We start from the raw sequence: 13,742 nt of genomic DNA on the forward strand, positions 1-13,742 counted from the left end.
GTAACTTGATGTCGCACGAACCCGAGTACAAAGACTGGCAACAGATTATTGAGCTAATTCGAACAAGTATGGGCACCCAGCAAGATGACATGCTGTTAACTATGCTGATGTCACGTGATGAGAGAGAGTCATTAATATCACGCGTTAATATAATTAACGAACTTCTTAAAGGAGAATTATCTCAACGTCAGATCAGTCAGATGCTTGGTGTGGGCATTGCCACCATTACTCGAGGCTCTAACGAACTAAAGTCGAAATCTGATGAAGAAAAAGACAAGTTGAAAGTCTTGTTAGAACAAGTTGCGGTATCTAAGTAGACAGTATATCCAATTTGCTTTTAGGCCTTGGTGTTACAATTGACTAAGATAACGTATTGCAAAGGGCGGAAATATCCGCCCTTTTGCGTATCTAGAGAATAGGCTGAGTGTTATAAATTTGAAGGAAAGTGCTCAGGGTTTGTGAATGGAATTAAAGCCAGAATCAAGGCTTGGTGATAGACCGAGCTTCGAGTTAGCTGGTTTTGGGTTAGCAGGCTAATAGCGCCACCTTTCTGTTTGATATTATCAGTACCAAACACTTCGTCCATTACATCTCCCAATTCATTCGCATCCTTGAGTTTTTCCAAGACTTTTGGCGGCAACATTAAGCTTGCAGAACGAGATTCACCGCGGTGAGTCTCTGACTCAACCACCATCCAAGCAAACGTCACGTTTGCTTCAATTCCCGCTTCGAGACCGACATAGTAATCCGCGTTTGGCATCTCTACTTTTGCGTTTTTAACGCGGTTTAGCGCACCACGATGAGTTTCTTCATTCGTCATGGGCTGATCTGCAACCTCACTCGGTACACTGATGCCAACGAAGTTGAATTCTTGATGCGAAAATGCATTACGAAATGCACTTTGAACTGCATTAATTTTGGCTGGGTTTAGCGATGCGATTACAACTTTTTGGGTTGCCATGATCTTTTTTCTCACTGGTGTCTATTAACTCAATTTTACTTGCGTAGGCTTTACGTTCTCACTCGGGTAACAGCCTAATACTTTCAAGTGCTTAGTGATTTTTGTTAGCTCTTCAAGTGCCTGTTGCATTTCTGTCGAAGCAAGATGTGATGTCAAGTCTACGTAGAACATCTCCTCCCACGGGTTCCCCATAATTGGGCGTGATTCTAGCTTGGTCATATTGATGCCGTAACGTTGCAGCACTAATAGTGTTTCAACCAATGAACCTGCCTCTTGGGAGGTCGACATGATCAATGTGGTTTTTGCTGGAATCTGAGTAGAAACTTCAACCGGTTTACGAGCAACCACGATAAAGCGAGTATGGTTTTCGGTTTGGTTTGCGATGTTGCCTTGAATTGCTTGCAAGCCATATAGCTTACCGCTTGATGCATTACCAATTGCAGCCACATCATCACGATCCATCTCTTGGACTTTCTGCATTGCATCTGCTGTGCTCGCGCAGGACTCCAGCTTTACCCCTTTCATACGGCTTAAAAACTCACTGCACTGTTGGTGTGGCTGAGGGTGAGAATACAGCGTTTTAATATCTTCCAGACGAATGTCTTTTTTCGCAACCAAGCAGTGTTCGATTGGTTGAGTCAGCTCTCCAACGATGTAAAGCGTCGTGTGTTGTAGTAAGTCATACACTTCATTAATAGAGCCTGAGCTGGTGTTTTCGATTGGCAGAACGCCATAATCAGCATGGCCAGATTCAACCGTTTGAGTCACTTCTTTAAAGTGCTCGCAGTTGAGCTCGATAAGCTCTGTATTTTTACGACTGAAGTATTCGCGACTTGCCAAGTGCGAATAAGAGCCTTTGGCTCCTAAAAAAGCGACGCGAGCAAGTGGCTTACGGCTTTGCTGTGGGTTAACGAGATTTTGCAGATAACTTTGTTGAAGCAGAACTGAGTCTTCAATGATGGTATGGAAAAGTTTAGTGATGTACTGCGCGTCAAGTTCGTATTTATCTTGGCCATTAGAAATCAGCTTGACCAATAATTGCTGTTCACGGACGGCGTCGCGAACAGGCTTTGAGGTTTGTACTTTGCTTTTGGCTACTTCAATGCTGAGTTTACGGCGCTCAGACAATAAGCTGAGAAGTTGGTCATCCAACTCATTCAAGCGTAAACGAATTTCTTCGAGGGAAATAGGTTGGTCAGTCATCAATTCTTTCCTTATAAAAAAGCCTCCCGATTTGGGAGGCTTTCTGTTTGTTTTTGTGCCGTCCTAAATAAGGTTGACACTTTCCCCCCAAAAAAATTGGAGAGTGTTATGAAATCAACAACTAAAAGAACTCAGCGCGATTACTCCCTCGCTTTTAAACTCACTGTAGTTGATGAGGTTGAAAAAGGAAGCCTCACTTACAAACAAGCCCAAGAGAAGTATGGCATCCAAGGTTGCTCTACGGTTTTGGTTTGGCTTCGTAAGCATGGTCGACTAGATTGGTCTAAAGGGACACCTAACTTTATGTCCAAAGGAGACTCTATGGCCGAGTTCAATTTACCTCCTACACCAGAGCAACGTATTAAAGAGCTTGAGAAGCAGCTCGAAGATGCTCAACTCAAAGCCGACTTCTTTGAAGCTGTCGTGAACGTTATGGAACGTGACTATGGTGTTAGAGTGACAAAAAAGCACAAAGAAGCGTTGTCCAAGAGAAAACCATTGTAGGTTTGAGCGTTACGAAGTTTTGTCAGTTAGTACAAATCTCTCGCCAAGCTTATTATAAGCAATGCCAAACTCAATCTCGTTGTGAACATCATGAGCATGCTGTCATTGGCTTTGTCCGTGAAGTCAGGCTGAAGCAGCCACGCATTGGCACGCGTAAACTGAAGTTCTTAGCAGCAACAAAGGGCATTCAAATAGGTCGCGATAAGCTCTTTGAACTTCTCAGAAAGCATCGGCTGTTAGTGAGAGCAAGACGAGCCTATCACCGAACGACTGACAGCCGTCATCGATTTTTCTGTCACCCAAACAAAGTGAAAGATGGGCTGACACCAACGAAGCCAGAACAACTGTGGGTTGCTGATATTACTTACTTGCCAACTCAAAATGGAGAGAGTTATCTCAGCTTGGTTACAGACGCTTATTCAAGGAAGATTGTTGGTTTTTATGTGGATGACAACATGAAAACTCAATCAGTTAAGCGGGCATTTATCTCAGCTCTCAGGCAACGGCAGAGTGAAGAAAAGCTAATACACCACTCAGATAGAGGCTCACAATACTGTTCGAGGGAATATCAAGATATCCATAAGAAACATAGAGTGACTTGCTCAATGACTGACGGGTATGACTGTTATCAGAATGCTTTAGCTGAGCGTGTAAATGGGATACTCAAAATGGAGCTCTTGCTGAAGAAACCGAAAGATCTGAAAGAAGCAAGGACGATGGTAGCAGAGTCCGTAGATATCTATAATCAAATGAGGCCTCATACGGCTTTAAAATACAAAACGCCCGATGAAGTACATCGAGCGTTTTAGTTAAAAAGTGTCAACCCATATCAGGACGGGTCATTTGACTTTTCTTTCACAAACGAGTTCGCCCCTCCAACTATGGGAGGAAAAAGAAGTCAAAAATAAACAGTGAGGTTAAATGCATAAATAGTGCTTAATTTATGAGTGTTTAAACACAATAAGCAAGGCAGGGGAGAGCGTCAAGCAAAAAAATAGCGCCTTTCGGCGCTATTTCCTCAATCTGTTCAGTTTACTCTTCTTCTTCCACTAGCTCAGGCTTACTTGCACGTCGAGCTTCAGGTTTGTGGGTCAGCTTGTTCAATTGTCGTTCTAGTTTTTGCTCCACTTCGTTGATAGCTGCGTAAAGATCTTCGTGAGTTGCTGAGGCAATGAGCTGGCCTTTAGGAACTTTGATAACCGCTTCGAATTTCTTCTGTTTGTTTGGTTCCTCACTGAAAGTTGCTTGGCAACCAATTAGGTCTACTTGCCATTTCTCCAGTTTTTTAAATTTGCTCTCAATATGAGCTCGGATTGCAGAGGTGATTTCGATGTTTTTGCCAGTGATATTCATTGTCATAAGTGCTTTTCCTCTGTTGCATCCCTCATGGGTTGAGTTCAGATTACCGCTTTAAGCATAAAAAAATGTGATTCAGATCATTATTTTGCTCGGGTTTTTTATGATGAAAAATGAATGTGATCTCACTCAAGAACTTCTGAGATTTATCGTGAAATTGCTTGTTATCGGTTAGTAAATCCGTAGATTGGATAGAGTACTCAGCTGAAAACGGCCTCGTTTTTAGGGAAGTTTTACGGCCTAATATTTGAGGTGGTTAAAATTTAACTACACGTAAGGTGTGATGACGATCACTGAGTCTTTCCAATGAATCCATTTAAAAAGCCGCTTACTGTACAAGCGGCTTTTTACTGTCTGGCATTTGGCTGACTTTTCGTAGCGGTATCATGAAAATGGGGTCTTTTGGGGCTAGTGAAACCCTTTCTAGACTTTTGACTTGGTCCAAGCTTTCTAGTTGTTTGTATATTATGTAGTAGCGATTAATGCTTGTGACGTACCCAACCGTTGAGCTTAAACTTTTCCGCATAACGACTTCCACGTTATTAAACCAAACATTAGGATCGTAACCTTGTTGGGCTGCACGCTTACGAATACGCTCTACATTGCCGGGGCCCGCATTGTAAGCCGCCAATGTAAAGTAGAGTTTATTTTGTGCAGTGATATCAGGATCACTGAAGTACTGCTTACGCAAAAAGGCTAAGTATTTCACTCCAGCATGAATGTTGTTTTCTAATTGTCGAACATTTTTGATATTGATATTCGGATCTTGAGCGGTGCTGGGTAGGACTTGCATTATGCCAACGGCACCTCGGCTTCCAACTAGGTCGTTATTAAATCCTGATTCCTTGTAAGCGATTGCAGCGACCAGTAAATAGTCGATATCGTATTTCTCACCATAGCGTGAAAATAGCGCCGCGAGTTTTTCTAGTTGAGCAATTTTCTTAGGGTTAAGAGCTCTGTTCAACCATCCCGTGTTATCGATGTATTTACCGTAAATAACGTTACCGAGTAGTGTCCCAGAGCGAGACTTCTGGATGAACTTATTCACGACGGCTTTTAATTTGGGACTATTTTCTCGCATTGCCCAAGCAATTTTGCCATTTTTGCGGATAGGGATTTTTTTATGGACCCGAATATCATCCATCACTTTCAGCCAAAGCTTGGCTTTATGGCTATCGAGAACAATGGCTCTGACGTAACCATTGTTGAGCATTCCGACCAGCTCATAATCTTGAAGTGTTTCTTCAATAAAGTGCACGATAACAGGCGGTAAGCCTTTTTTGTTTAGTTTCTTATTTAGTGTCTGAATGCTTTCAAAGTAGCTAGAGCTGGCGCGCACCCAAATCTCTTTGCCGCTCAATTGTTCGATTTTCGTCATCGTTGGTGTGCTTTTGTTTGTCACTACCCACTCTTGAATGTCAGTGAGAATGGGTGAACTGAACTCCACTTTCTGTTTGCGCGTGTCGGTAATAGTCAGGTTGGCGACAACTAAGTCACCTGAACCGTTTTCTAAGGCTGGCAGTAGCTGGTCGCGGGCAACAGGAATAATTTGTACGTTAAGCTTTGGTTTGAGTTTACGAAGGTCTTTTTCGAAATGTGCCAGCAATTCCGCGCCTATGCCTTTTGGTGTGCCGCCCTCAATGTAGTAAAAACCTAAATCAGCAGAAACTAAGACGCGCAGTACATTCTTCTCCTTGATGACATCGAGGTCCCCAGTATAAGGAGGCTGTTTGAGCGGCGAGATTTGCAGTGCGCAAACGGAAGCAGACAATAGGAGCAGCATAACTGCGCAAAGCTTAGATATCGTCACGTTCACATCCTTTTTATAAAGGGGGAGGAGAACTTTAAGCATATGTGGAGCTAGGAAGATCATCAAGCAAGGGCTGAATACACTATTGAGAGTAATAAAAAACCGCCACGGTAAAAACGGTGGCGGTTCAGTTTAAAGCAAGTTCAATTACTTCACAGGGTTGAGCTCGATAAGCTTTTCAGTTCTTGCTACGGCGTCTTCCAAACCAAGTTGCTTGTAGGCCTCTAGCTGGATAGTCAGTGACTTACGTGCAGCTTCTGTGTCTGGATACGCTTTTTGTAGCTCTTGGCTGCGATTAATAGCAGCGACCCAAGCTTCACGGCGAAGGTAGAAGTCAGCAGTCGCTAAATCATAGTTCGCTAGACGGTTTTTCAGCGCGACCATACGTTTTTGTGAATCTTCTGCATATGGGCTATTCGGGTAGCGTTGAAGTAGTTTTTTGAAGTCATCAAACGCTTTTTTTACCGGTTCAGGATCGCGATCGCTTCGATCTACGCTGAATAAATCATGCATAAAGTTACGATCTTGCGCCATGTGGCTTAGACCTCGCATGTACAGCACCCAATCCATCTTTTCATGGGTTGGGTTTAAACGCATAAAGCGAGAAATGGTTGCCAAGCCCAAAGCAAGGTCGTCGTTTTTGTAGTACGCATAGATTAGGTCAAGCTGCACCTGTTCTGAGTAGGCACCGAATGGGTAACGTGAGTCTAATGCTTCCAGTTTCTCAATTGCAGAAAGCCAATTACCACTTTGAAGAGAAATCTGTGCGTCTGCATACAGTTCCGAAGGCGGCACATCAGGAACGATTTCTTCTTTGCTTGCACATCCAAACAGAAGGGATACCGCTAAAAGGCCTGTTAAAGTCTGACGTTTCATATCAGGAGTCTGTTCCTTGAATCTAAATATTTCTTAAGCTGCCGTTACTTTCTTTCCAGTAACAGATACAATGACGTAATAGTCTATTTTTTCACAGTCGTGAGCATTAGTCTCACAGTTTTTAAAAAAGTTCGATATGGCTCAGCAGATTGTATTAACAAATACCGTAAAAGATAGCCAGTTAGGTCAACGTTTAGACCAAGCTATCGCCGAATTATTCGCGGACTTCTCTCGCTCGCGCCTAAAAGAGTGGCTGCTTGATGGGAAAGTTCAAGTTGATGGTGAAGTTGTCACTAAACCTCGTACCAAAGTAATGGGTGGCGAGGAAATTACATTGCAAGCCGAGTTAGAAGATGAAGAACGCTGGGAAGCGCAAGATATCCCGCTAGATATCGTCTATGAAGATGAAGATATTATCGTTATCAACAAACCTCGTGACTTTGTGGTTCATCCGGGCGCTGGTACGCCTGATGGCACTGTGCTTAATGCGTTGTTGCATCATTACCCTGATATTGCAGAAGTACCTCGTGCAGGTATCGTGCACCGTTTGGATAAAGACACAACGGGTTTGATGGTGGTGGCGAAAACCGTTCCTGCACAAACTCGTCTGGTTCGCGCACTGCAAAAACGTAATATTACTCGTGAGTACGAAGCGATCGCTATTGGTCGTATGACTGCGGGCGGTAAAGTGGATCAACCTATTGGTCGTCACTCTACTAAGCGCACGCTTATGGCGGTGGCACCAATGGGCAAACCAGCAGTAACGCACTACCGTGTTGCTGAACGCTTCCGCGAACACACGCGTATTCGTTTGCGTCTAGAAACGGGTCGTACGCACCAGATTCGTGTGCACATGTCTTATCTTCAGCATCCGCTGCTCGGTGATATTGCATATGGTGGACGTGCTCGCATCCCGACAGGTGCGTCTGAAGAGCTAACGGCAATGATCCGGGGCTTCGATCGCCAAGCATTGCACGCAGTAATGCTGCGCTTTGAGCACCCAATTACGGGCGAAGTTCTTGAGTTTCATGCTCCAGTGCCTGATGACATGGTTGTGATGACTGAAGCGCTTCGTCAAGATACAGAAGAGCACGGCTTACCGGAAGAATTCTAATATGAAGACGATCATTCCGAACTGGCCAGCGCCTAAAAATGTCAAAGCTTTCGCCTCAACACGCATAGGCGGATTTTCGACAGGCCCTTACCAAGGGCTAAATTTAGGTACTCACGTTGGGGATGATTTGTCTTTAGTAGAGAAGAACCGAGCTTGGTTGGCGCAACAGGCAAGCATGCCAAATGCGCCAATCTGGTTAAACCAAACGCATTCAACCGTTGTGGCTCAAGCAAATGAACCAACAACACAGGTGCTTGATGCGGATGGTGTATTTACTTCTTCAAGCCATGTTGTTTGTTCAGCGATGACCGCCGATTGTTTACCTGTATTATTGACTAATACACAAGGTACGCAAGTAGCCGCTGTTCACGCAGGTTGGCGCGGCTTAGCAAATGGCATTGTCGAAAATGCGTTAGCGTTGTTTTCTGGTGAAGTGATAGCGTGGCTTGGCCCCGCCATTGGCCCTCAAGCCTTCGAAGTGGGTGAAGATGTTCTGCAAGCTTTTGTTGATTTTGATTCACAGGCGAATCAAGCATTTGCTCCACGCGATATCGACGGTAAATGGTTTGCTGACATGTCGGTGCTGGCAACGCAACGTCTAAACCGGGCTGGTGTGACACAAGTGTTTGATTCTGGACTTTGTACTTACCAAGATAAAGCCTCTTTTTACTCTTATCGCCGTGATGGTAAGACTGGTCGACAAGCAACCTTTATTTGGATCGAAGACTAGCTATAAGCACCAAAGTGCTAAGATGCATACTACTATTTTTGCAAAGCTATCTTTATTCATTCACTCCCTTGAAATTCCCCACCCGAGTATCCATCTTTCTAACTGTCAAAAGAATTTCCTTTAGTTGAGGTTAGGAAGGTAGATATGCGTCTTGATCGATTCACAAGTAAGTTTCAAATCGCTATCTCTGATGCTCAATCACTAGCGTTAGGGCGCGATCATCAATATATCGAGCCAGTTCACCTCATGGTGGCTTTGCTTGATCAAAATGGCAGTCCAATTCGTCCATTGCTTACTATGCTGGATGTGGACGTAACGCCTTTACGCTCTAAATTGAGTGAAATGTTAGATCGATTACCAAAAGTCAGTGGCATCGGTGGGGATGTTCAGCTCTCTAGCTCGATGGGCACATTGTTTAACCTGTGTGACAAAGTGGCGCAAAAGCGTCAAGACTCCTATATCTCGTCTGAAGTCTTCCTGCTTGCCGCTTTAGAAGATCGCGGACCATTGGGGCAATTGCTCAAAGAGATCGGCTTAACAGAGCAAAAAGTCAGCCAGGCAATCGAAAAGATCAGAGGTGGTCAAAAGGTCAATGATCCGAATGCAGAAGAGCTTCGTCAAGCATTGGAAAAGTTCACCATAGACCTTACCGAACGTGCAGAGCAAGGTAAATTGGATCCTGTTATCGGCCGTGATGATGAAATCCGTCGTACTATCCAGGTATTGCAGCGTCGTACTAAAAACAACCCTGTGATTATCGGTGAACCAGGCGTAGGTAAGACAGCAATTGTTGAAGGCTTAGCGCAGCGCATAGTTAACAATGAAGTACCTGAAGGTCTGCGTGGTCGCCGTGTGCTATCACTGGATATGGGCGCACTGGTTGCTGGCGCGAAATACCGTGGGGAATTTGAAGAGCGTTTAAAATCAGTATTGAATGAACTTGCTAAAGAAGAAGGCAACGTCATCCTCTTCATTGATGAACTACACACTATGGTCGGTGCTGGTAAAGGTGAAGGCTCAATGGATGCGGGCAACATGCTAAAACCGGCATTAGCTCGTGGTGAGCTGCACTGTGTTGGCGCAACAACATTGGATGAATATCGTCAGTACATCGAAAAAGATGCAGCATTAGAACGTCGTTTCCAAAAAGTGCTGGTGGATGAGCCGACCGTTGAGGATACCGTGGCGATTTTACGTGGCTTGAAGGAGCGTTATGAGCTTCATCATCACGTCGAAATTACTGACCCAGCGATTGTTGCTGCGGCGAGCTTGTCACATCGCTATGTCTCCGACCGTCAGTTGCCGGATAAAGCGATCGACTTAATCGACGAAGCGGCTTCAAGCATTCGTTTACAAATTGACTCTAAGCCGGAGTCCTTGGATAAGCTTGAGCGTAAAATCATCCAACTCAAAATTGAGCAGCAAGCACTAAGTAACGAGCACGATGAAGCGAGTGAAAAGCGTTTGAAAGCGCTTAATGAAGAACTCAATGAAAAAGAACGTGAGTACGCTGAACTAGAAGAGGTTTGGAATACAGAAAAAGCAGCTCTTTCTGGCACTCAACATATTAAGTCTGAGCTTGAACAAGCTCGTATGGACATGGAGTTTGCTCGCCGTGCTGGCGATCTAAACCGTATGTCGGAGCTTCAATATGGTCGTATTCCTGAACTTGAGAAGCAGTTAGATCTTGCAACCCAAGCTGAAATGCAGGAAATGACGCTATTGCGTAATAAAGTAACCGACAACGAGATTGCAGAAGTACTTTCTAAGCAAACCGGCATTCCGGTATCCAAGATGCTAGAAGCGGAAAAAGAGAAACTACTTCGTATGGAAGACGTGCTGCATAATCGTGTGGTAGGGCAAAGCGAAGCGGTCTCTGTTGTATCGAATGCCATTCGTCGTAGTCGAGCTGGGCTTTCTGATCCAAACCGACCAATTGGCTCCTTCTTATTCTTAGGTCCAACTGGTGTGGGTAAAACAGAGCTTTGTAAGACACTTGCGAGCTTTATGTTCGACAGTGAAGATGCGATGGTCCGTATCGATATGTCTGAGTTCATGGAGAAACACTCAGTGGCAAGGTTGGTTGGTGCTCCTCCAGGCTATGTCGGATATGAAGAGGGTGGTTACTTAACTGAAGCGGTTCGTCGCAAGCCGTATTCGGTAATTTTGTTAGACGAAGTAGAGAAAGCGCATCCGGATGTATTTAACATTCTGCTGCAAGTTCTCGATGATGGGCGTTTAACGGATGGTCAAGGTCGTACTGTTGACTTCCGTAATACGGTTGTGATCATGACATCTAACTTGGGTTCATCTCGTATCCAAGAGAATTTCGCAACATTAGACTATCAAGGTATCAAGAGTGAAGTGATGGATGTGGTTAGCAAACACTTCCGCCCAGAGTTCTTGAACCGTGTTGACGAAATCGTGGTGTTCCATCCACTTGGTCAAGAGCACATTAAGTCCATTGCTTCTATTCAATTGGAACGTTTGGCGAAACGACTAGAGGAGAAAGGCTATCAACTAGAAGTTTCCGACAAAGCACTCGACTTGATCGCTCAAGTTGGTTTCGATCCTGTGTATGGTGCGCGTCCTTTAAAACGTGCAATTCAGCAGAATGTCGAGAACCCGTTAGCCAAATCAATTCTTTCTGGTGAAATCGTTCCAGACAAGACAGTGCAGCTAATTGTTACTAATGACCAAATTTGTGCTCATCAATAATTGTATGGATACAGTAAAATTGAGATAAAAATCACACTAAAGGGGCCGTTTGGCCCCTTTTCTATAGTTTTTTAGAGTCTTTTGTCTGTTTTCTATACGAATAAACTAAAAAGGTGAGTTTTTTTTAAAAAATGCACTTGTGTTCTTTAATGAACTCCCTATAATGCGCCTCCGTTGTCATGGGAAAGCAAGTGAAGCGGAACCTAAACAACTACGGTTAGTGAGTTAAAATTAACTCGCAGATAAATAACTTAAAAAAGTGTTTGACACGATAAGTTATCTAGCTAAAATAGCCGTCCACTTTGAAGAGAACTTCGAAGTGTGCTCTTTAAAAATATAGACCTATCAATCTGTGTGGGCACTCGTTGATGATAATCCAATTAGAAGCTTAGGCTTCAAATTAGGTTTCAATGATACGAAGTGACCATTGAATCGAAAGATTCAGCACAGTCAATTCAAACATTACTTCTGCTATTTATTAGCGAAAGGAATGTTCAGTATTCATTGAGCCGAACAAAATCTTAAATTGAAGAGTTTGATCATGGCTCAGATTGAACGCTGGCGGCAGGCTTAACACATGCAAGTCGAGCGGAAACGAGTTATCTGAGCCTTCGGGGGACGATAACGGCGTCGAGCGGCGGACGGGTGAGTAATGCCTAGGAAATTGCCCTGATGTGGGGGATAACCATTGGAAACGATGGCTAATACCGCATAATGCCTACGGGCCAAAGAGGGGGACCTTCGGGCCTCTCGCGTCAGGATATGCCTAGGTGGGATTAGCTAGTTGGTGAGGTAAGGGCTCACCAAGGCAACGATCCCTAGCTGGTCTGAGAGGATGATCAGCCACACTGGAACTGAGACACGGTCCAGACTCCTACGGGAGGCAGCAGTGGGGAATATTGCACAATGGGCGCAAGCCTGATGCAGCCATGCCGCGTGTGTGAAGAAGGCCTTCGGGTTGTAAAGCACTTTCAGTCGTGAGGAAGGTAGTGTAGTTAATAGCTGCATTATTTGACGTTAGCGACAGAAGAAGCACCGGCTAACTCCGTGCCAGCAGCCGCGGTAATACGGAGGGTGCGAGCGTTAATCGGAATTACTGGGCGTAAAGCGCATGCAGGTGGTTTGTTAAGTCAGATGTGAAAGCCCGGGGCTCAACCTCGGAATAGCATTTGAAACTGGCAGACTAGAGTACTGTAGAGGGGGGTAGAATTTCAGGTGTAGCGGTGAAATGCGTAGAGATCTGAAGGAATACCGGTGGCGAAGGCGGCCCCCTGGACAGATACTGACACTCAGATGCGAAAGCGTGGGGAGCAAACAGGATTAGATACCCTGGTAGTCCACGCCGTAAACGATGTCTACTTGGAGGTTGTGGCCTTGAGCCGTGGCTTTCGGAGCTAACGCGTTAAGTAGACCGCCTGGGGAGTACGGTCGCAAGATTAAAACTCAAATGAATTGACGGGGGCCCGCACAAGCGGTGGAGCATGTGGTTTAATTCGATGCAACGCGAAGAACCTTACCTACTCTTGACATCCAGAGAACTTTCCAGAGATGGATTGGTGCCTTCGGGAACTCTGAGACAGGTGCTGCATGGCTGTCGTCAGCTCGTGTTGTGAAATGTTGGGTTAAGTCCCGCAACGAGCGCAACCCTTATCCTTGTTTGCCAGCGAGTAATGTCGGGAACTCCAGGGAGACTGCCGGTGATAAACCGGAGGAAGGTGGGGACGACGTCAAGTCATCATGGCCCTTACGAGTAGGGCTACACACGTGCTACAATGGCGCATACAGAGGGCGGCCAACTTGCGAAAGTGAGCGAATCCCAAAAAGTGCGTCGTAGTCCGGATTGGAGTCTGCAACTCGACTCCATGAAGTCGGAATCGCTAGTAATCGTGGATCAGAATGCCACGGTGAATACGTTCCCGGGCCTTGTACACACCGCCCGTCACACCATGGGAGTGGGCTGCAAAAGAAGTAGGTAGTTTAACCTTCGGGGGGACGCTTACCACTTTGTGGTTCATGACTGGGGTGAAGTCGTAACAAGGTAGCGCTAGGGGAACCTGGCGCTGGATCACCTCCTTATACGATGATTATTGCGATGAGTGTCCACACAGATTGATATGGTTTAGATTTCAGAGCAAAATTGGTTCTGCATAAAATGCTGAAGCAATTTATGTGGGGCTATAGCTCAGCTGGGAGAGCGCTTCGCTGGCAGCGAAGAGGTCATCGGTTCGATCCCGATTAGCTCCACCACATACTCAGTGTCCCGTTCGTCTAGAGGCCTAGGACACCGCCCTTTCACGGCGGTAACAGGGGTTCGACTCCCCTACGGGATACCATCTTTAAACATTCTCTCTTGAGAGTTTTTAAAAATGGTTACTTCATTAGAAGTGATTAGCTCTTTAACAATTTGGAAAGCTGACAAAACAACAATTTATTGTTGTTTGTAAAGTTCTCAAAGTATTCATTTATGAAT

Annotated in this window: 10 protein-coding genes, 2 tRNA genes and 1 rRNA gene; 8 read left to right on the forward strand and 5 right to left on the reverse strand. The window is 45.0% G+C overall.

The window, feature by feature from the left end:
• The first annotated feature begins 8 nt into the window (after positions 1-8).
• On the forward strand, positions 9-317 hold the full coding sequence (gene trpR, locus N646_RS13435; RefSeq protein WP_005381892.1) for a trp operon repressor: 309 nt from the start codon (positions 9-11) through the stop codon (positions 315-317).
• A 110-nt stretch (positions 318-427) separates the two neighbouring features.
• Here the strand turns inward: trpR and yjjX are convergent, their stop codons facing one another.
• Positions 428-961 carry an inosine/xanthosine triphosphatase gene (yjjX, locus tag N646_RS13440; RefSeq protein WP_017821490.1) on the reverse strand — a complete coding sequence of 178 codons (534 nt, stop codon included), beginning with the start codon at positions 959-961 and terminating at the stop codon, positions 428-430.
• Between the two features lie 24 nt (positions 962-985).
• A complete protein-coding gene (gene pheA / locus N646_RS13445) occupies positions 986-2,164 on the reverse strand; it encodes a prephenate dehydratase (RefSeq protein WP_017636154.1) in 1,179 nt (392 codons plus the stop codon).
• 108 nt (positions 2,165-2,272) lie between these two features.
• On the opposite strand from pheA, the gene N646_RS13455 reads away from it, so the two are divergent.
• A protein-coding gene (locus N646_RS13455) for an IS3 family transposase (protein ID WP_102949714.1) occupies positions 2,273-3,477 on the forward strand; the annotation gives its coding sequence in 2 pieces (ribosomal slippage) (positions 2,273-2,624 and positions 2,624-3,477; 1,206 coding nt in all).
• Positions 3,478-3,700: 223 nt separating this feature from the next.
• Here the strand turns inward: N646_RS13455 and hpf are convergent.
• The 3 genes from hpf to bamD form a co-directional block, all read right to left on the reverse strand.
• Complete coding sequence (hpf, locus tag N646_RS13460) at positions 3,701-4,027, reverse strand: ribosome hibernation-promoting factor, HPF/YfiA family (protein ID WP_005381889.1); 327 nt, start codon at positions 4,025-4,027, stop codon at positions 3,701-3,703.
• Between the two features lie 325 nt (positions 4,028-4,352).
• Positions 4,353-5,834, reverse strand: a complete 1,482-nt coding sequence (locus N646_RS13465; RefSeq protein ID WP_017821955.1) for an MltF family protein — start codon at positions 5,832-5,834, stop codon at positions 4,353-4,355.
• 147 nt (positions 5,835-5,981) lie between these two features.
• Positions 5,982-6,710, reverse strand: coding sequence for an outer membrane protein assembly factor BamD (gene bamD / locus N646_RS13470; protein WP_005381876.1), 729 nt, complete (start codon positions 6,708-6,710; stop codon positions 5,982-5,984).
• Between the two features lie 136 nt (positions 6,711-6,846).
• Here bamD and rluD point away from each other — a divergent pair, with 136 nt between their 5' ends.
• From rluD to N646_RS13500, 6 genes are all read left to right on the forward strand, one after another.
• Positions 6,847-7,824 (forward strand): 23S rRNA pseudouridine(1911/1915/1917) synthase RluD, encoded by a 978-nt coding sequence (gene rluD / locus N646_RS13475; protein WP_005381875.1) that lies wholly within the window; start codon positions 6,847-6,849, stop codon positions 7,822-7,824.
• Position 7,825: 1 nt separating this feature from the next.
• Positions 7,826-8,554, forward strand: a complete 729-nt coding sequence (gene pgeF / locus N646_RS13480; protein WP_005381874.1) for a peptidoglycan editing factor PgeF — start codon at positions 7,826-7,828, stop codon at positions 8,552-8,554.
• Positions 8,555-8,698: 144 nt separating this feature from the next.
• Entirely contained in the window at positions 8,699-11,272 is a 2,574-nt protein-coding gene (gene clpB, locus N646_RS13485; RefSeq protein ID WP_017821956.1) for an ATP-dependent chaperone ClpB, read from the forward strand.
• 523 nt (positions 11,273-11,795) lie between these two features.
• A 16S ribosomal RNA gene (locus N646_RS13490) occupies positions 11,796-13,348 on the forward strand.
• 95 nt (positions 13,349-13,443) lie between these two features.
• Positions 13,444-13,519, forward strand: a tRNA-Ala gene (locus N646_RS13495).
• 10 nt (positions 13,520-13,529) lie between these two features.
• A tRNA-Glu gene (locus N646_RS13500) sits at positions 13,530-13,605 on the forward strand.
• Positions 13,606-13,742: the final 137 nt, after the last annotated feature.

It is taken from the genome of Vibrio alginolyticus NBRC 15630 = ATCC 17749 (assembly GCF_000354175.2).
GTDB lineage: Bacteria > Pseudomonadota > Gammaproteobacteria > Enterobacterales > Vibrionaceae > Vibrio > Vibrio alginolyticus.